12 protein-coding genes are annotated in these 18,958 nt (G+C 64.4%); 4 read left to right on the top strand and 8 right to left on the bottom strand.

The annotated features are described in order from the left end of the window. Window positions 1–21: 21 nt before the first annotated feature. Together IC762_RS16635 and IC762_RS16640 are read right to left on the bottom strand one after the other, a co-directional pair. Entirely contained in the window at window positions 22–3,954 is a 3,933-nt protein-coding gene (locus tag IC762_RS16635) for a PIN domain-containing protein (RefSeq protein WP_195789843.1), read from the bottom strand. 303 nt (window positions 3,955–4,257) lie between these two features. Beyond that, complete coding sequence (locus IC762_RS16640) at window positions 4,258–8,022, bottom strand: vitamin B12-dependent ribonucleotide reductase (protein ID WP_195789844.1); 3,765 nt, start codon at window positions 8,020–8,022, stop codon at window positions 4,258–4,260. 803 nt (window positions 8,023–8,825) lie between these two features. Here IC762_RS16640 and IC762_RS16645 point away from each other — a divergent pair. Then, a complete protein-coding gene (locus tag IC762_RS16645) occupies window positions 8,826–9,719 on the top strand; it encodes a DMT family transporter (RefSeq protein ID WP_195789845.1) in 894 nt (297 codons plus the stop codon). A 204-nt stretch (window positions 9,720–9,923) separates the two neighbouring features. Here the strand turns inward: IC762_RS16645 and IC762_RS16650 are convergent, their stop codons facing one another. The 3 genes from IC762_RS16650 to IC762_RS16660 form a co-directional block, all read right to left on the bottom strand. Continuing rightward, the gene (locus IC762_RS16650) at window positions 9,924–12,152 is read right to left on the bottom strand and encodes a CHASE3 domain-containing protein (RefSeq protein ID WP_195789846.1); all 2,229 of its coding nucleotides are present in this window, start codon (window positions 12,150–12,152) and stop codon (window positions 9,924–9,926) included. 19 nt (window positions 12,153–12,171) lie between these two features. Beyond that, complete coding sequence (locus tag IC762_RS16655; protein WP_195789847.1) at window positions 12,172–12,576, bottom strand: response regulator; 405 nt, start codon at window positions 12,574–12,576, stop codon at window positions 12,172–12,174. A 238-nt stretch (window positions 12,577–12,814) separates the two neighbouring features. Beyond that, window positions 12,815–13,375 (bottom strand): BA14K family protein, encoded by a 561-nt coding sequence (locus IC762_RS16660; RefSeq protein WP_195789848.1) that lies wholly within the window; start codon window positions 13,373–13,375, stop codon window positions 12,815–12,817. A gap of 271 nt (window positions 13,376–13,646) precedes the next feature. On the opposite strand from IC762_RS16660, the gene IC762_RS16665 reads away from it, so the two are divergent. Next, window positions 13,647–14,057, top strand: a complete 411-nt coding sequence (locus IC762_RS16665; protein WP_195789849.1) for an NADH:ubiquinone oxidoreductase subunit NDUFA12 — start codon at window positions 13,647–13,649, stop codon at window positions 14,055–14,057. Between the two features lie 392 nt (window positions 14,058–14,449). Continuing rightward, window positions 14,450–14,839 (top strand): VOC family protein, encoded by a 390-nt coding sequence (locus IC762_RS16670; protein WP_195789850.1) that lies wholly within the window; start codon window positions 14,450–14,452, stop codon window positions 14,837–14,839. Between the two features lie 12 nt (window positions 14,840–14,851). Here IC762_RS16670 and IC762_RS16675 read toward each other — a convergent pair whose 3' ends face one another. After that, window positions 14,852–15,547 (bottom strand): DJ-1/PfpI family protein, encoded by a 696-nt coding sequence (locus IC762_RS16675; RefSeq protein ID WP_195789851.1) that lies wholly within the window; start codon window positions 15,545–15,547, stop codon window positions 14,852–14,854. 110 nt (window positions 15,548–15,657) lie between these two features. Here IC762_RS16675 and IC762_RS16680 point away from each other — a divergent pair, with 110 nt between their 5' ends. Further along, window positions 15,658–16,596 (top strand): GlxA family transcriptional regulator, encoded by a 939-nt coding sequence (locus IC762_RS16680; protein WP_195789852.1) that lies wholly within the window; start codon window positions 15,658–15,660, stop codon window positions 16,594–16,596. Between the two features lie 119 nt (window positions 16,597–16,715). Here IC762_RS16680 and IC762_RS16685 read toward each other — a convergent pair whose 3' ends face one another. Both IC762_RS16685 and IC762_RS16690 read right to left on the bottom strand, forming a co-directional pair. After that, window positions 16,716–17,939, bottom strand: a complete 1,224-nt coding sequence (locus IC762_RS16685) for an SLC13 family permease (RefSeq protein ID WP_195789853.1) — start codon at window positions 17,937–17,939, stop codon at window positions 16,716–16,718. Between the two features lie 80 nt (window positions 17,940–18,019). Then, window positions 18,020–18,955 (bottom strand): alpha/beta hydrolase, encoded by a 936-nt coding sequence (locus IC762_RS16690; RefSeq protein WP_195789854.1) that lies wholly within the window; start codon window positions 18,953–18,955, stop codon window positions 18,020–18,022. Window positions 18,956–18,958 lie beyond the last annotated feature (3 nt).

The following is an 18,958-nucleotide window of genomic DNA, read 5'->3' on the forward strand; positions in this document are numbered from 1 at the left end:
TGGATTACGCCTGCGGCTAGATCAAGCTGCGCGAGGAGAAAGATCGATGAAATGACCGCGAAGCCATGATTGAAGGTACTCCGTCAGCCGAGGAATGGCTCGGACTTGCCACATGACGGTGAGCAATATCTGGCGATAATCCCGCGTTCGCTCACGGACGAGATGATCGAGCAGCATGCCTGTTGCACGTTCCCGGTACGGTAGCGCCGAGTCATCGCTCCACAGGAGGTGGAGGAATTCGACCGCAACGCGAACATGTGACTCCGGCTCTGCCGCTGCCCCTCCAAGCATCTTGACGGTTTGCTTCAAGAAATAACCTGGACACTCGCCCGACCGAGCATCAATCGTAGCGGCGCGGACCAGCGTTTGCCCAGATACGCAGACATAGTTGTGCCCGGCACCGATTAGATGCGCCGACCATTTCACGTAGGTCTCGAAATCGAGCTTGCCACGGTTGTTTGCGATCATGAAGATCGGTTGCAGCCAACTGCTCCGAGTGACCCCGAGTTGCCTGCCGAAATCGCGGGTAGGCATGTCGTCCGTGACGAGCAGCAGACTTTTTTGCATCGATAGGATGACACTGTCGAAAATTTCCAGAGCGCTGTCGCGTCGGAATTCTCGCAGCGACTGGGGAGCCGTTTCGGGCACGATCAACGGGCAGATGATCGCGTGAGTCTTCGCCCATTCGATCGCCTGGTCGACGTCGGCCAGAAGTCCTTGGATATATTCGGGCGTCACCTCGGTAATGGCCATTTTGCCGTCGTCGTAGCGTGCGGTCTTGCTTCCGGTCTGGGCCGATTTGCTGATGCGCTCGCGTCGAGCTTGGAGACGGTCCATCGTGCTTTGGACTAGGTGGACGTTCCCGCAGAGCTCCATGACGGTGCTGAGCGCGCCGAGCCGCCAGCAGGTCCAATACGAATTGAGATCGAGAACGCAGCCCGAAGTCCCGTTCTCGAAGATGCTCGCGGTGGCGTTTCTCCTCTCTGGCTGTGTGCCGGCAGCGACTTTCAAGCGGATATCCTGCGAGGCCAAGCCTTCCGCCACGTCGATAGTGTCGCAACCGGTGCGATGTGCTAGAAGGGTCAGCGGCCACGGCCCTCTGACGTAGCTTTCCTGTTCTTGCTCGATCCAGTCGTGCTTGGCTTTGAGTTCGTCGAGCAGGGGCGCGAGACCTTCAGGCGTCGAGGCGTCGACGGAAATCGAGCGGATCGCGTTGATGCTCGGAAAGCGCGCTTCGTGGTTCGCCAACACGAAGTGATGCTTTGCCACGTATTTGTGGCGGATTCCCTTGATCGTGCCGGTCTTGCCGTTGACGGGGTTGGTGAACGATGCGCCCGCGGCCAGTCCTGTGACCGCCCTCACTAGCGGATGGTCGGGCTCCCAAGATTCGTCGTCGAGGCGCCGCAACTTGGCGTCGGTTTCGACGATGACGAACTGCTTCTCGCCGTCGTCGTATTCGATATCCACGGCGGCATCGTTGCCGACCACTTTCATATCCCAGGGACCATGCGCTTCCCCGATATTGCTCCCTTCCTGCAGCACCAATCCGTGGAAGCATAGCCAGGCCTGTGAGACTTCCCGATTTTCGAGGAAAAGCCTGTAAGCGTAGGCGACGGCGCGCTCGATGGGCACGAAATGGCCAAGCAGGGATGCGACGCGGAATTTGTCCGTCAATCGGGTGAATGGCAGTTTCTCGATCGGTCGTTCGAGTTCCTTGGTGACACCGTCGACCTGGTCGGAGCGCAGGAGAATCTCGACTTTCAGCAGTCGCGCTGGCGCGTTATCGGGATGACCACGGAGGAGTACGTCAATGGCGTTGCCGGCTTCCGGCAGATCGCCGATGTTCCACGAGTGAGTCGCACGCAACCATAGTATCTCGGCGTCCACGCGGACATCGGCCGAAGCGTTTGCAAGGGAAGTCCGGAAGGCCTCGTCGCGGCGGGCTTCAGCAAGGCAACTGAGATACAGACGCGTTATGGGGCTGAGAACCTGCAGGTCGACGATTGGTTCGAGGAGTCTAGCGGCTTCGTCGGGTAGATCCTGGTTGCTCATCTCGTCGGCGACGAGGTACCGTGAGAGGTTGCTTGAAAGTGTGAGTTCGCTCGCACCGAGCTCGGTCAGGTGGGCATGCCGCTGCGTTTCTTCGACCCCCTTGCGGGCGTCGCGTCGCAATCCGAGCAGTTCGGACAGCAGTTTTCCATCCGGCAGATCGGCCAGCCCCGCGATGGCGGCTTCGATACGGTCGTTGTCGCCTGTGCGAAGGCCAATTTCTCCAAGGATTCGCCATTTCAGTTCGATCAGGTCTTCGCGATCCTGCGGATCGACCGACTCCGCGATCCTGATCGCCTCGCCGGTGTCATGCCGCGACGTCAGTTCGGCGAACAGGAGTCGGCTTTCAGCTTCCGATTCATCCCGAAGAGTGGCCTCGGCCTCGCCGAACCGGTCTAGAGCGGCCTGGCACAAAGCCAGCAGTCTCCGCAGATGTGGATGACCGGGAAGCGTCGGCAGCGAGCGGATCAGAAGAGCTTCGGCTTCGGTTTGGCGACCCGTAAGTCTAAGCAGCACGGCCGCGTTGTTCACGGAAGCCATGAGATCGTGCTTGTCCGCGTAACCGTCGTTGAGACACATGTTGGCCATCGCCAACATTTCGCTGGCTGCACGATCGATATCTGCGCGGGTCACGACGCCGGGCCTGCCAAAGAACGCACCCGGACCCAGTGCCAGTTCGAGGACGGCGAGGGCGTCGAGGCGTCTGAATTCGGAAAGTTCGAGGTGGTTTCGCGCCAACTCGCGTGTTCGTTCCGCCCAGTCTGGTGCGTTAGTTTTTCTCAGGAATTCGGCCAGACCCATATCGGCATGGACGGAACCCTTGAGATCAGTCGGGATCAAGGTCTCCGGATCGCCTTGCCAACCCGATCGCGCTGCGGCCTGGAGCAGGAAGGAGACGGCTTGATCCGATCTCGGCGTCGCGTTCAGTGCGACCTTGGCGAGCTCGATGCCTTCTTGATATTTTTCTTGGATCGTTCGCGCCAGCGCAAGGTTGGCGATGGCGTTGCAATCGGTCGGGCGGATCGCATAGGCTCGCTCGAAGTGCGCGGCGGCTTCCTCATGCTGGCCAAGATTGATGGCGACCGATCCAAGGTTGGTCTCGATGCGAAAGCTTGCCCAAGGTTTGGCCGACAGGTCTTCCTTAGATTGAAGTTCGAGCAAACCCTCTTTCGCGTGCAGAAACCCGTTTTTGTCACGGAACAGGTCGCGCCAGAGATCGATCTTGGCATGCAGGGCAGGGTCTTCGTTGCTATCGGAAGGCGCTGCCACATCCGTCGGCGTGCTTGCCTGAGCGGATGGTAGAATGCGCGCGACAGCCTCGGCTACTGCTGCCGTGAGGGCCGTCGCATCGATCCGTACGTTCTGCTGTGCCGTCGACGCGACAGCAGCCGGGAAGAAGAACGCGAGCGCAGGCGGGTGCTGGCAGATTTTCAGTTCCAGATCTGACCACGAATACAGCGCGACCGTTAGATCGTGGCCCTCCGATCTTAAGACTCTCTCGACCTCGAGCACCGCGTCCGTTGCCTTCGTATCGCTGGGTGCGGTGGTAGCGAAAATGATCTCCTTGAGACCTGCCTTAATCTGCAGGGCTTCCCGGCAATCCTTCAGCATGTCGGCGTATTTTAGCGGCTCGACATACCGCCGGCACTGAACGCCGACGAGGCGCGTCGGATCACCGTTGCGGCGGCCCAAGACATCGATGCCTCGCTGCTTTTGACCATGACGTCCATATTCCTGGGCGTGAGGGTCCTTCAATTCCGCTTGAAATAGGACCACACAGCCTCGCTGGAAGTCCTGCCAGTTTTTCGGCTTCGGGATTTCCTGCGCCGCCATCATGCTGAACATCGGGCTGGGATGCCCCGCTGCCGGCACCTCGTCGTCCGATTGGTCTTGGCGCTTCGACATACGCTACCCGTTCACGCCTCTCGCCGAACCGGCTCGTTCAGAACTGCATTTCTGTTGGAGGATTTCTGATTCATGATCCGTTCGGACCGCGGTTTCGCGGCGAACCGAAGCGCGCCGCGAACTTTAGTTAGTGTTCACAACATCCGCCGTGGCGAGTGTTGCCCCTACGAGAATGATCGCGTTTTACGGTGGTCCCCGCAGTCGTTCGATCAGTGTCCGTTTCCAGGAGCTTCTTGCGTCGGCATAACCCAGTTGGGAGGTCATGGATGGGCTATCTGCCCTCGCAGGGCGCAATTTGCATGATTACGAACATCCCGTCGTGCTCCCGCACGTATCGCACTTCATGCATGTCCCATTCCGCACCAGCGTGAAGTTGCCGCACTCCGAGCACATCTCGCCTTCGTAGCCCTTGGCTTTCGCCTCGGCGCGACGTTCGGCCTTGCTCGGGGCCGCGGCTGCCGCTGCGCCCGCCTTGCTCCACTGCAACGCCTCGAGCTTTTCCGTCGGCGAGAGGTCGTGGCTGACCTCCTGCTTCAGGGCGACCGCGCCTTCGATGGTGTCGGAGGCGCCGCGGGCGTGCGAGGCCAGCGACGTCACGCGGTTGCCGCCGGCCGGCGCGGCATCCGAGTTCGCGCTCACCGCGGCCGAGCCGCCGCGCATGATGACGAGGTTGTCGGTGCGCGAGCGGGTCAGGCCCTTCGACAGGTATTTTGTCGCCTGCTGGGTCGGGGTCTCATCCGGCTCCTTGCCTTCCTCGACGCCCTTGCCGAGCGCGTCGAAACCCGACTCGTTCGGATCGACATGGGCGAGGTCGAAGCGGCTCATGTAGCTCACCGCGAGTTCGCGGAAGACGTAGTCGAGGATCGAGGTCGCGTACTTGATCGAGTCGTTGCCCTGCACGGGACCCGCGGGCTCGAAGCGGGTGAAGGTGAAGGCGTCGACATATTCTTCCAGCGGCACGCCGTATTGCAGGCCGAGCGAGACCGCGATCGCGAAGTTGTTGATGAAGGAGCGCAGTGCCGCGCCTTCCTTGTGCATGTCGATGAAGATCTCGCCGAGCCGGCCGTCGTCATATTCGCCGGTGCGCAGATAGACCTTGTGGCCGCCGACCACCGCCTTCTGGGTGTAACCCTTGCGGCGGTCGGGCATCTTCTCGCGCTCGCGCATCACGACGATGCGCTCGACCAGCTTCTCGACGATCTTCTCCGAAACCTGGGCGGCGCGCGCCGCCATCGGCTTCTCGTAGAGCGCCTCGCCCGCATCGTCCTCGTCCTCATCGTCGCTGATGAGCTGCGAGTTCAGCGGCTGCGACAGCTTCGAGCCGTCGCGGTACAGCGCGTTGGCCTTCAGCGCGAGCTTCCACGACAGCAGGTAGGCGGACTTGCAGTCCTCCACCGTGGCGTCGTTCGGCATGTTGATGGTCTTGGAGATCGCGCCCGAGATGAACGGCTGCGAGGCCGCCATCATCCGGATGTGGCTCTCGACCGAGAGGTAGCGCTTGCCGATCTTGCCGCAGGGGTTGGCGCAGTCGAACACCGCATAATCTGACGGCTTGAGGTGCGGCGCACCTTCCACCGTCATCGCGCCGCAGATGTGCACGTTGGCGGCCTCGATCTCGCGCTTGCTGAAGCCGACCGCGGAGAGCAGGTCGAAGCCGGGGGCTGCGATCGCCTCCGCGCCGATGCCGAGCTGGTCGCGGATGAAGTCCTCGCCGAAGGTCCACTTGTTGAAGGCGAACTTGATGTCGAAGGCGGTCGGCAGTGCCTTCTCGACCTTGGCGATGGCTTCGTCGGTAAAACCCTTGGTCTTCAGGGTCGAGGCGTTGATGCCGGGTGCATTGGACAGCGAGCCGTGGCCGACGGCATAGGCTTCGATCTCGGCGATCTCGCTTTCGCGATAGCCGAGCGCGCGCAGCGCCGCGGGCACCGCCTGGTTGATGATCTTGAAGTAGCCGCCGCCGGCGAGCTTCTTGAACTTGACCAGCGCGAAATCGGGCTCGATGCCGGTGGTGTCGCAATCCATCACGAGGCCGATGGTGCCGGTCGGCGCCACGACGGTGGTCTGGGCGTTGCGATAGCCGTTCTGCTCGCCGAGCGCGAGCGCGTCGTCCCAGGCGTGGATCGCATGGGTGACGATATCGGCTTGCGGGCAGGAAGCGTGATCGAGCGGCACCGGGTTGACCGAGAGCGCCTCGTAACCGCCAGCATTGCCATGGGCGGCGCGGCGGTGGTTGCGGATCACGCGCAGCATGTGGGCTGCGTTCTTCTTGTAGCCGGGGAAGGTGCCGAGCTCGGCCGCCATCTCCGCCGAGGTCTTGTAGGCGATGCCGGTCATGACAGCGGTCAGCGCGCCGCACAGCGAGCGGCCTTCCTTGGAGTCATAGGGCAGGCCCATGGTCATCAGGAGGCCGCCGATATTGGCGAAGCCGAGGCCGAGGGTGCGGAATTCGTAGGAGAGTTCAGCAATGGCCTTCGACGGGAACTGGGCCATCATGACGGAGATTTCCAGCACGATGGTCCAGAGCCGGCAGAGGTGCTCGTAGGACTCGATATCAAACCGCTTGGTCGTCGAGCTGTAGAACGTCAGCAGGTTGGCCGAGGCGAGGTTGCACGCCGTGTCGTCCAGGAACATGTATTCCGAGCACGGATTGGAGGCGCGGATGTCGCCCGAGGACTTGCAGGTGTGCCAGTCGTTCATCGTGGTGTTGAAGTGCAGGCCGGGATCGGCGCTCGCCCAGGCGGCGTAGCCGATCTTCTCCCAGAGATCGCGCGCCTTCAGCGTCTTCGTCACCTTCTTGGTGGTGCGGCCGACGAGATTCCAGTCGCCGTCGGTCTCGACCGCGCGCAGGAAGTCGTCCTTCAGCGACACCGAGTTGTTGGAGTTCTGGCCGGAGACGGTCAGGTACGCCTCGGAATCCCAGTCGGTGTCGTAGATGTCGAAATTGATGTCCTTGTAGCCCTGCCTGGCGAACTGGATCACCCGCTTGATGTAGTTGTCGGGCACCAGCGAGCGGCGCGCGAGCTTGATCTCGCGGCGCAGCGCCGGGTTCTTCTCGGGATCGAAGCAGTCGTCGCCACTGCCTTCGCAGTTGACGCAGGCCTTCATCACGGCCTTGAGGTGCTTCTGGTTGATCTTGGAGCCGGTGACGAGAGCCGCGACCTTCTGCTCCTCCTTCACCTTCCAGTCGATATAGGTCTCGATATCAGGATGGTCGGCATCGACCACCACCATCTTGGCCGCGCGCCGCGTGGTGCCGCCCGATTTGATCGCGCCCGCGGCGCGGTCGCCGATCTTGAGGAAGCTCATCAGGCCGGACGAGCGGCCGCCGCCGGACAGCCGTTCGCCTTCGCCGCGCAGGCTTGAGAAGTTGGAGCCGGTGCCGGAGCCATACTTGAACAGGCGCGCCTCGCGCACCCAGAGGTCCATGATGCCGCCCTCGTTGACGAGGTCGTCGCCGACGCCCTGGATGAAGCAGGCATGCGGCTGCGGATGCTCATAGGCCGACTTGGACTTGGTCAGCTTGCCGGTCTTCCAGTCGACGTAATAGTGGCCCTGGCCGGGACCATCGACGCCGTAGGCCCAGTGCAGGCCGGTGTTGAACCACTGCGGCGAGTTCGGCGCCACCATCTGCTTGGCGAGCTGGAAGCGGATCTCGTCGAAGAAGGCCAGCGCATCTTCTTCCGAGGAGAAGTAGCTGCCCTTCCAGCCCCAATAGGTCCAGCAGCCGGCGAGGCGATCGAACACCTGCTTGGCGCTGGTCTCGCCGACGATGCGCTCGTTCTCGGGCAGCGTGCTAAGCGCCTCGGTGTCGGGCACCGAGCGCCACAGCCAGGACGGCACGGTCTCTTCCTCGACCTTCTTCAGGCGCGCGGCGACGCCGGCCTTGCGGAAATACTTCTGCGCCAGCACGTCGGAGGCGACCTGCGACCAGAATTCGGGAACTTCGACATTCTCGGCCCGGAACACGACCGAGCCGTCGGGATTGCGGATCTCCGATGTCGTCAGCCTGAAATTGATCCCGGCGTAGGGAGATTGTCCGCTGGTGGTGTTGCGTCGTTCGATTCGCATGGTCGAGCCCCGTCTCTATCTTCCTGACCGGCCCACATGTTTGCGGTGCCGGAATGTTATCCCATCGCGAAATCGGGGAACACGCACGCGGCACGCCTCCCGTCATTCGCAGCTCAGCCGGTGGATCCGGCCTGTTTGTCTCTCGGCGCAGGCGGCCCGGCCTTTCGGCCGGCGCTGCGGCGGCATGCCCCTCCCGGCAAGCCGGGTCCGCCAGGGTCATGCACTCAACGCCCCAAAACGCTTCACGCGACACGTCACGCGCACGCTTCTCGTCGGGCCGGTTCCGGCCTCTGTTCCGGGCCTTTTGCAGGCCCGTTTGGGCGCTCCGGACGTGGTCCAAAATCAGGGCAGCAAAGCCCTGCACCCGCGGCCCGAAGGCCTGGCGGAGTGGTCATTTTGGAACCCTTGTGGGAGCGACCGGCGGGACCCAAACACACTCGCGCCGAACAGGTTGGAAGCTAGGCCATGTCCGTTACGCCCGTCAAGGACTAGTACGAGTTCCTGAATCAAATACTAAATATGGTGGATGGTGGGGGATAACAGGGGGCGGTGCCGCGCCTGTGATCGAGCCAACTATCGGTGAGTCCTCAGGGATTCCCAAGCCAAAAAAATTCGTAAGGCCTGTGGATCGGCGCTTCGCCCCGCTGTTCACAGGCCAACTATTTATTGGCGGTGGCGGATTGAATTTTCGGGACTCACGTAAGGCTACGGGGAAGTTACGGAGCAGGCATGTCAGGGCCGTGATGGCGGGGCGACAAAATCGCGGGCAAGGTGGCCGCTGATTCACGTCCCCGCCGGGTCCCATGACAGATTTGAAGCCGTCCACGCGGCCGCGCCTCGCGCCCGCCGGCCTGATGTTCCTCGCCATCACCTCGGTCGGCTGGGGGTTCAACTGGCCGGCGACCAAATTCCTGCTCGGCGAGCTGCCGCCGCTGACCTTGCGCGGTTCGACCGGGGTGATCGGCGCCGCGCTGCTGGCGGTGCTGGCGCTGATCCGCGCCCAGAGCCTGCATGTCGAGGCCCGGCTGTGGCCGCGGCTCGTGCTCTATGCGTTGCTCAATGTCACCGGCTGGATGGTGCTGATGGGGCTGGCGCTGCTGTGGCTGCCGGCGAGCGAGGCGGCGCTGATCGCCTACACCATGCCGGTCTGGGCTTCGCTGCTGGCCTGGCCGATTCTCGGCGAGCGGCCGACGCTATTGCGCACCATCGCGCTGGTGATGGCATTCGCGGGGCTCGCCGCGATCATGGGCGGCAATGGGATCTCCGCCAGCGAGGCGAAGCTGCCCGGCATCATCATGGCGCTGTGCGGCGCGTTCGGCTTCGCGCTCGGCACGGTGCTGGCAAAGAAATATCCGGTGGTGCTGCCGCCGATCCCGGCGGCGGCCTGGCAGATCGGCATCGGCTGCCTGCCGATCACGATCGTCGGCCTCGTGGTCGAGACCTCGCATTGGGAGCGGGTGACCACGGTCGGCTGGTGGCTGCTGGTCTATTCGACCGTGGTCCAGTTCTGCATCGCCTATGTCAGCTGGTTCGCCGCGCTGGCCCGGCTGCCGGCTTCGGTCGCCGCGATCGGCACCATGGCCGTGCCCGTGATCGGCGTGGTGGCCTCCGCGATCGCGCTGCACGAGCCGCTCGGCCCGCTCCAGATCGCAGCATTGATCTTCACACTCGCAGCCGTCGCGCTGGCGACAAGGTGAATTCTCCCTCGCTCCGTTCTGATGCTAGGGCATGCACATGTCTCACTCAGCCGATCTTGCTTAAGGCCGCACGGGAGGGGGGAGGGAACCCATCCGCTGGTGCCCTGACAATTAAGGTATCTAATTACCTTATGCGCTGATTCCGACTCCTTTGCATGGGGTTGTTTTCGCTGTTTTGGCAGCGAGCGGTCGAGCCGACGCACATCACTCGTGGCCGAGCGCCTTCTGCAACATCCCGGCGAGCTGCGCCTTGCGGTAGGGCTTTGCCAGCAGCAGCACGCCCTCGTCGAGGCGGCCGTGATGCACGATCGCGTTCTCGGTATAGCCCGAGGTGTAGAGCACCTTCATGCCCGGCCGCCGCTTCTTGACCTCGTCAGCGAGCTGCCGGCCGTTCATGCCGCCGGGCATGATGACGTCGGTGAACAGAAGGTCGAACGGCTCGCCCTTGTCGACCACGGCGAGCGCGGCGCGGCTGTCGGCGACCGCGATCGCCTTGTAGCCGAGGCCCGCAAGCTGCGCGGTGACGTAGTTGCGCACCAAGGGATCGTCCTCGACCACCAGGATGGTCTCGCTGCCGCGCGGCGCCGGCGGCGGGACGGGGGCCTCGACCTCGACCTGGCCGCGCGCCGGCGGCAAATAGAGCTTGATCGTGGAGCCGTGGCCTTCCTCGCTGTAGATCTTGATGTGGCCGCCGGACTGCTTGACGAAGCCGTAGACCATGCTCATGCCGAGGCCCGAGCCCTTGCCGATCTCCTTGGTGGTGAAGAACGGCTCGAACACCTTGTCCTGTACCATCTGCGACATGCCGGTGCCGCTGTCGCTGACCGCGATCAGCACATAGCGGCCGGGCGTGATGTCGGGATTGGCTTGCGCATAGGCGTCGTCGAGCACGATGTTGGAGGTTTCGAACAGCAGCTTGCCGCCGTCCGGCATCGCATCGCGGGCGTTGATCGCCATGTTGAGCAGCGAGTTCGACAGCTGCGACGGATCGATGTGGACGCTGGCGACGTCGGGCGCGAGCACCGAATTGATCTCGATCTGCTCGCCGAGCGTCGGGCGCAGCAGTTTCGCGATGTCGACCACGGTGGCGTTGATGTCGACGATGCGCGGCTCCAGCGGCTGGCGGCGGGCGAAGGCGAGCAGGTGCTGGATCAATTCGCGGCAGCGCTCGGCGGCGCGGTCGATCAGCTCGGCGGTGATGCCGAGCGGCTGGCCGCGCAGGCTGTCGACCAGCGTCTCGGTGGTGCCGGTGATGATCGTCAGCATGTTGTTGAAGTCGTGCGCGACGCCGCCGGTCAGCTTGCCGATCGCGTCGAGCTTCTGCGCCTGCTGCAGTTTGTGCTCGGTCTCGCGCGAGGCGGTGATGTCGTGATAGATCAGTGCGGCGCCCGTGATCATGCCGTCGGCGTCGCGCAGCGGGCGGCCCGACACCACGAGGTGGATCTGGGATGTGCCGCGGACCGGCCGGGCGATGAACTCCAGCCCGTCGAATTCTTCGCCGCGCAGCGTCCGGGCCGAAGGCATGTCGGTCGCCGCCATCGGCGTGACGCCGTCGGCCTCGAACACGTTGCTCTGCGCCCGCAACACCTGGACCGTCATGCCCGTCTTGTAGCGCAGCGTCTTCTCGGCGGCCGGGTTCGCGAGCATCACGGCGCCGGTGGTGTCGATCACCAGCACCGCCTCCGCCATGCTGCGGAAGGTGGTTTCCATGACGGCGGTGGAGCGGCGCAGCTCTTCGAGCGCGGCGCCGAGATCCTTGGTGCGTTCGGCGACCTTGGCTTCGAGCGACAGATTGGTCGCCTGCGTCGCGCTCAGCGAGTCCTGCAAGGCCCGCCGCGACCGTCGCGTTGCCAGCGTCAGCACGGTCGCCAGCACCAGGATCAGCGCGACGCCGGCGAGATCGATCGCCAGCAGCAGCCGCCCATAGGTCTTCGACTGTTCGGTGCGCGCCGCGAGCAGCCGACGCTCCTCGGTGACGAATCGCTCGAGCGCGCCGCCGACCTTGTCCATCAGCGCGCGGCTCTCGCCCGCCGACATCAGCGCCGCGGCACCCGCCGTGTCGCCGGCCTTACGCAGCCTGATCAGTTCCTCGCCGAGCGCGATGCCGCGGTCGACCTCCGCCCGGGCCTCCTTGAGCAACTGCGATTCCTCAGGCGCCGCCTCCTGCAGGCCGTCGAACGCGGCGGTGAGGGCGGCGCTTTGCTCGTGATATTCGTCGGCGAAGGAGGCGTCCCCGGTCAGCGCGAAGGCGCGCGCCGCGCTCTCGACGCCACGCGGCAGCGGCCGCGTGTCCGAAATCCGCTTCAGGATGCTGAGGGTGCGGTCAGCCGATTCGATCTCGCCGCGCGACTTGACGTCGAGGCCGATCGACGCTGCGCTGATGGCGAGAAGGATCGCCAGGCCACTGCCGAGGATGAGACGCTGGGAAGCCATTGACGCTTGGCACGAACTTTCATTTCGAAATGCGCGCAGAGGGGGCAGACTTCGCAATACATTCGTTGACGGCCGCAATCAACGCCTGTGGCGTGAATGGTTTGCGCAGGCAGGCCGAGGCCCCGAGCTCCAGCGTCATCCGCAGGAAGTCCGGTCCGCGGTCGGCATTGGCGAAAGCATAGCCGGACATCGCGATGACGGGAATATCGGGGGCGCGCTCGTGGAAGACGCGGATCGCCTCGAAACCGCGCATATGGGGCATGAAGACGTCGACCAGCATCACGTCGAAAATGGCCGCTTCCAGCGCGCGCATGCCGGCTTCACCGCCATCGGCGACGGTGACGTCAAAGCCCTGGCGCTGCAGGCAGACCTCGATGGCAACACAGACCATCGGGTCGTCGTCGACCACGAGAACGCGCGGCACGGTGAGCCCTCTTCACATGGCCTCGCGTGCCCACGACTCGCTTGGCCCGTCGGCAATTAAGGCGGAACGGAGATGGAAAGTCTGTATCATAGAATGCATATGCAGTTTGCTGACAAGCGGATTTCGGGCTGCGCGTGTCACATCACCGGCATGTGGTTCCACGCGCGCTGCGACAAGTCCGGGCATGGAAAAGGCGGCGCATGCGCCGCCTTTTGACAATCAGGATGCCGCGCTGCGATTACGGGCAGGGATGCCGCATGCCGTCATAGCCGAGATAGGTGCCCGATGCCGGATCGTAGGACCGGTAGCGCTGGGCGCAGGACGCAGCGTCGTCGCCACCTGGCACGGCTTCCACCGCGACCGGAGCGCTGTCGTCCGAATAGTAGCCGTAGCTGTCGTCGTAATAGCCCGGGCCGTAGTCATAGCCCGCGCCATACGCACCGGCCGCGACCGCGCCGCCGACCACTGCGCCCGCGACTGCACCCGGCCAGAACCCACCGCCACGGTGGTAGCCGCCGCCATGGTTCCAGTGGCCACCGCCACCGCCGTTCCAGCCGACGCGCGGACCGCCGCCGCCGCCCATGCCGACCCGCGGGCCGCCACCCATGCCGGGGCGGACAAAGGCGCCAGCGCCCGCACCGCCGCCCGGCCGAGCCATTGCACCACCGTGGCCGCCGCCGCCACCTCCACCACCACGCTGGAAGGCGCCCGCACCCTGGGCGAAGCTTGCACTCGGCAGCACCACCGGCAGCGCAAGCGCCAAGGCCGCGGCAGTGCTCAAAACCTTCAGATTGATCATCGTCGACTCCATCAAAAACGGATGATGTCTAACTTTTTCCAAGGTCGGACGTTCCGTGTCCGCACATTGATTGTGCGTCATCTTTGTTTGTGCCTTGGCGCCTGTACGCCGCCTGAACGGGCCAGCAATCGGCCGCGGCATTTCGCCGCCAGGCCAGCCGCTTATCGCCGGCCTGGCCGGGCGATCTGGGCCGTCCGGCAGGCGGCTGGACATTTCGGCATTGCGGTGGCATCAGAGCCCGACTGCCTCGAACCTGTGGCCGGCCGCGCAAATGAAACAGTTCCTGCTGAAATTCTTCACCTGGTGGAACAGCCAGACCTTTGGCACGCAATTGTGGACCTCGCGTTACGGCGAACTGGTCGGCGAGGACGAGCAGGGCAACCGTTACTACCGTACCAAGGGCGGCGAGATCGACCCGACGCTGCATTTCGAGCGGCGCTGGGTGGTCTATAACGGCTATGCCGAAGCGTCGCGGATTCCGCCCGGCTGGCATGGTTGGATCCACCACACCACCGATGTGCCGCCGACCGAGCAAAAGTACACGCCGCAGGAATGGCAGAAGCCGCATGTGCCGAACATGACCGGCACGCCGAACGCCTATCGCCCGTCGGGCTCGACGATGGCGAGCGGCCGCCGGCCCAAGGCAACCGGCGACTACCAGGCCTGGACGCCCGGCCACTGAATTCACCCGGCATCAAGAAGGGACGCGTCGCGCGTGCAGCGCACGCATGCCTGTGGACAACGGTAACAGGGGGGACAGGGCGGCGAGCGCGAGCGGTGCGCGCTTGCGCCATGCGCGAGATCGCGGCTCAATAAGGACATCTTACGGAGATGGGAGACCATCGCGTCGGATCGGGCTCCAGATCGCGACTGTCCCGATGAGCAGCGGCTTCCGAGTAGGATGCGGCCGGGAGATAGGCCCCCGGTGCAGACGTCCTGAAATCGCCCGCTAATGTGAGGCCACCGTGAGACAGGAAAGGCCGCCGGGGAAACCAGGCGGCCTTTTTCTGTTATGGGGAGGATGCCGTGCACGGCATCCTGACGATCGATCTTTCTCTCGCTGCGGGACAAACCATGAAGCGCACATGGACGATCATCGGCGTCGCCGACGTGCCGCGCAGCTTTCGCTGGTACCAGTCGCTGCTCGGCCTGCCCGAAGGGGTTCCGGCCCATGATTATTTCGGGCAGATCGTCGACACCGACGGAACGGTGCTGCTTTGCCTTCACGCATGGGGCGCCCATGAGCATCCCTCGCTCACCAGCCCAGACGGTGCTGTGCCCGGCAACGGCTTGCTGCTGTTTTTCCGGGTCGACAATTACGACGTGGCCCTGTCGCGCGCACGCACGCTTCCGAGCCAGTTTGCGGAACAGCCGCACGTCAATCCCAACACCGGCACGCGCGAATTCTCGCTGCGCGATCCCGACGGCTACTACGTCACGATCAGCGCGCTCGCCCCTGCCTGATCCCTCGGACTGTCAGGACGCGCCCTCGGCAAGTCGCTTCGCGGCGCGCTGCATCATCTCGCCGCGGCGTGTCGACGACGCAATCCGCTCTTTCATGAAGGCGACGAGTTCGGCCGGCGCGCTGTCGGGCGAGCCTGCGTTGAAGGGCGGCGCCGGATTGTATTCGAGCCGAAGCTGGATCGCCTCCGCGGTCTTGCGGTCGACCAGTTCGGACACCAGCGTTAGCGCGAAGTCGATGCCCGCAGTGACGCCGCCACCGGTGAAACGGTTGCGGTCGACGCAGACCCGCGTCCTGGTCGGGATCGCGCCAAAGCCTTCGAGGAAATCGATCGCGCTCCAATGCGTGGTGGCGTGATAGCCCTTGAGCAGGCCGGCTGCGCCCAGCACCAGCGATCCCGTGCAGACCGATGTTACGTATCTTGCACCGGCGGCTTGCCTGCGCAGGAAGGCGAGCATCTCCTCGTCGCCGACCATGTCGTCGGTGCCGGCACCGCCGGGCACGCAGATCACGTCGAGCTGAGGACAGTCGGCAAACGTCGTGGTCGGCGTCAGCACCATCACGGAATCGCTCGGCACCGGCTCGATGCGCTTCCAGATCAGATGGATCGTTGCGCCGGGAACCGACGAAAACACCTGCAGCGGGCCGGTGAGGTCGAGCTGGGTCACTTTCGGAAACACGAGCAGTCCAATCTGCAACGGTTCGGTCATCGGTCGTCTCCAGATTTCGCTTGACGACGCCACGATGCCATGATGGCCTTTCGTCCAAAATGGCGTAATTCCCTCATTTTAGGACACAGCGCCATGAACGAGGATTTGCGATGATCGGCGTCCTGATCTTTCCCGACTTCCAATTGCTCGATGCCGCGGGGCCGATTGCGGCGTTCGAGATCGCCGCGCGCTTCGCCGACACCGTGCCAGCGATCAGGACGCTCGCGGTGAAGGCCGGACCGGTGCGCTCGTCGTCCGGCGTCGAGATGCTGGCGCGCGGGCTAAAACCATCGGCAGCGATCACGACGCTGATCATCGCCGGCGGCAACGGCGTGAAGGCGCCGGCGACCTGTCCGTCCACGCTCGCCTTCGTGCAGCGCCTGGCGGGTCGCGGGGTCCGCGTCGCCAGCGTCTGCTCCGGCGCCTATGTGCTGGCGGAAGCCGGCCTGCTCGACGGCCGCCGCGCCACCACGCATTGGCAGCGCACCCCGCATTTCGTGAAGACCTATCCGAAGGTCAAGCTCGAGCCCGACCAGATCTTCGTCCGCGATGGCGATATCTGGAGCTCGGCGGGCATCACCGCCGGCATCGATCTGGCGCTGGCGATGATCACGGAAGACTATGGCGAGGAGATCGCGCAGAAGACCGCGCGCCAGCTCGTGCTGTATCATCGCCGCAGCGGCGGGCAGTCGCAATTCTCCTCGCTTCTGGAATTGAAGGCGCCGAACGGTCGGTTCGGGACGCTGCTGGCCTGGGCGCGCGAAAACCTCAACGCGCCGCTGACGGTCGAGGATCTCGCCGACAAGGCCGGCATGAGCTCGCGCCACTTCACCCGCGCCTTCATCGCCGAGACCGGCACCACGCCGTCGAAGGCGGTGGAACGGCTGCGCATCGAGGTGGCGCGGCAGCGCGTGCAATCGTCGGGCGAAGCCATCGAGCGCGTCGCCGAGATCACCGGCTTTCGCGATCCCGAGCGGATGCGCCGCGCCTTCATCCGTGCCTTCGGCCAGCCGCCGCAATCGATGCGTCGGGCGGCGCGGGCGGTGTAGGCACCAGAGGCTACTCGCAATCGGCGCAGCGATCCGCCCGGTTGGCTTCTCGGATGCCGGATCCAGCGCGATCGATATCGGCTGATGTCCCGGGCTTTGCAGTGGCCTTGGCGCCGATTTCAATGCGGCGGATCGGGATGCCAGCCGAGCACGGCGAGCATCACGAAGAAGCCGACGACATAGGCCACGATGATCGGCCAGCCCTGGGTGATCCATCTCGTGACCGATTTGGCTTCCGGATACAGGTTGGACACGGCAACCCCTGCGGACGAACCGAACCAGACCATCGATCCGCCGAATCCGACTGCGTAGGCGAGAATGCCCCAATCGTAGCCGCCTTGCTTCAACGCCAACGCGGTCAGCGGAATGTTGTCGAACACGGCTGAGACGAAGCCGAGCCCGAGCGCGGTCTGCCACGATGCGGCCGGCAGCTTTTCCACGGGCATCATCGAGGCCGCCGTCACCAGCGCGAGCAGGAACAGGGTGCCCTTGAACGTCTCAGGGATCACCGACCAGTCCGGCCGCCGCAGCAGAGCGGTGAGCAGGATGGCGGCCCAGACTGCGGCGCCGAGCACCGGGAAGGTGTCGAGCAGGGCCGGGGCTTTCAGATTGGCGGTGACGTTGGCGATCATTGCAGCGAGCAGGATGATCGCCACGATGGCGAGCCGTGTCCAATCGATCCGCAGGCCGGATGGCGCCTTCTTGACGATCGGCGAGTAGCGCTGTTGCTGCAATGAGGCTGGCACGGCAAGCACAAGCAACGCGACGACCGCGGCGACGTAGGCGTCCAGCACGGTGAGCGGGCTGATCCCGTCGATCCACATCATGGTTGTCGTGGTGTCACCGACCACGCTGCCGGCGCCGCCGGCATTGGCTGACGCGACGATTGCGGCGAGATAGCCGATGTGGACGCGGCCGCGAAAGACATGACGAGCGACGGTGCCGCCGATCAGGGCCGCTGCGATATTGTCGAGGAATGCCGACAGCACGAAGGTCAGCGCCAACAGCAGCACGCCGCCCTTCCAGTCGTCGGGCAGCAGCGCCGGCATTTCATCGGGAATGCGGCTGTCCTCGAAATGGCGGGACAACAGCGCAAACCCCATCAGCAGCAGGAACAGGTTCGCCAGCGTGACCCACTCGTGCTCCATGTGATGCGCGAGGCCAGGGAAGCCCACGCCGAACGTCGCAAAGCCGGTGAACAGCAGTTTGTAGACAACGATCGCCGCGAGACCCGTCAACGCCACCGCGAGCGTGTGATGGTGGAAGACGGCGACGCCGAGCAGCGTCAGTCCGAACAGGATGAAGTCGAGCGGGATGCCTGAGATGAGGATTGGCGTGAGCACGTCGGTCTCGAAAGCTGGAGTGTTCCGGCCGCACTATCGTGGGGCGGCCGGAACCGCAAGGCGCGCTATCGCCGCATCCGTCAGCCCAGCGTCTTCAGCCAGGCGCTGATCTCGCTGACCGCGACATTGGCCTGGTTGAGCAGCTTGCCCATGGTGAAGAAGCCGTGGAACTGGCCGGGGAAATGCCGGTAGGTGACGGGCACGCCGGCGTCCTTGAGCAGCGTCGCGTATTCGTCGCCTTCGTCGCGCAGCGGATCGGCGCCGGCCGTCAGTACATAGGCCGGCGGCAGGCCGGCAAAACTCCTGGCGCGCGCGGGCGAGGCCCGCCAGTCGTCGGGGTCGGCGACATAGTGCGCGTAGAACCAGGGGATCACCGTGTGCGTCAGCAGGATGCTGGTCTCGGGCTCGCGATGCGAGGGATGTTTCCGCGCGAATTCGGTGGCGGGATAGACCAGCATCTGGCCGGCGAGTTTTGGTCCGCCGTCGCGCGCGGCCAACGCCACGACCGCCGCGAGGTTGCCGCCGGCGCTGTCGCCGCCGACGATCAGTCGCGCGGCATCGATGCCGAGATCCTTCGCATGGGCCGCCACCCACCTGGTCGCGGTGACGGCGTCCTCGACGGCAGCCGGAAAGCGATGCTCCGGCGCCAGCCGATAGTCGACGGAGATCACGATCAACTCGCCCTCGTGCGCGAGCTTCTGGCAGACCACCTCGTGGGTATCGAGGTCGCCGATCACAAAGCCGCCGCCATGGAAGAACACCAGGCACGGGGCAAGGCCGTCGATCTTGCGCAATACCTTCGGCGTGTAGATGCGCGCGGGGATCGTGCCGTGCGGCGCCGATATCGCGAGCGGCTTGCTCGATTCCAGCGCCGGCGGCTCGGGATTGCTGACGACGCGCGCGGCCCGGTAATACTCGCGCGCTTGCTGGGCGGTCAGCGTTTCATAGGCGGGACGACCGGCTTCCTGGAAGGCCTTGTAGACGGCGGCGGCATCGGGATCGAGAACGACGGGCATGTT

The organism is Bradyrhizobium genosp. L (genome assembly GCF_015624485.1).
In the GTDB taxonomy this organism is placed as follows: Bacteria; Pseudomonadota; Alphaproteobacteria; order Rhizobiales; family Xanthobacteraceae; genus Bradyrhizobium.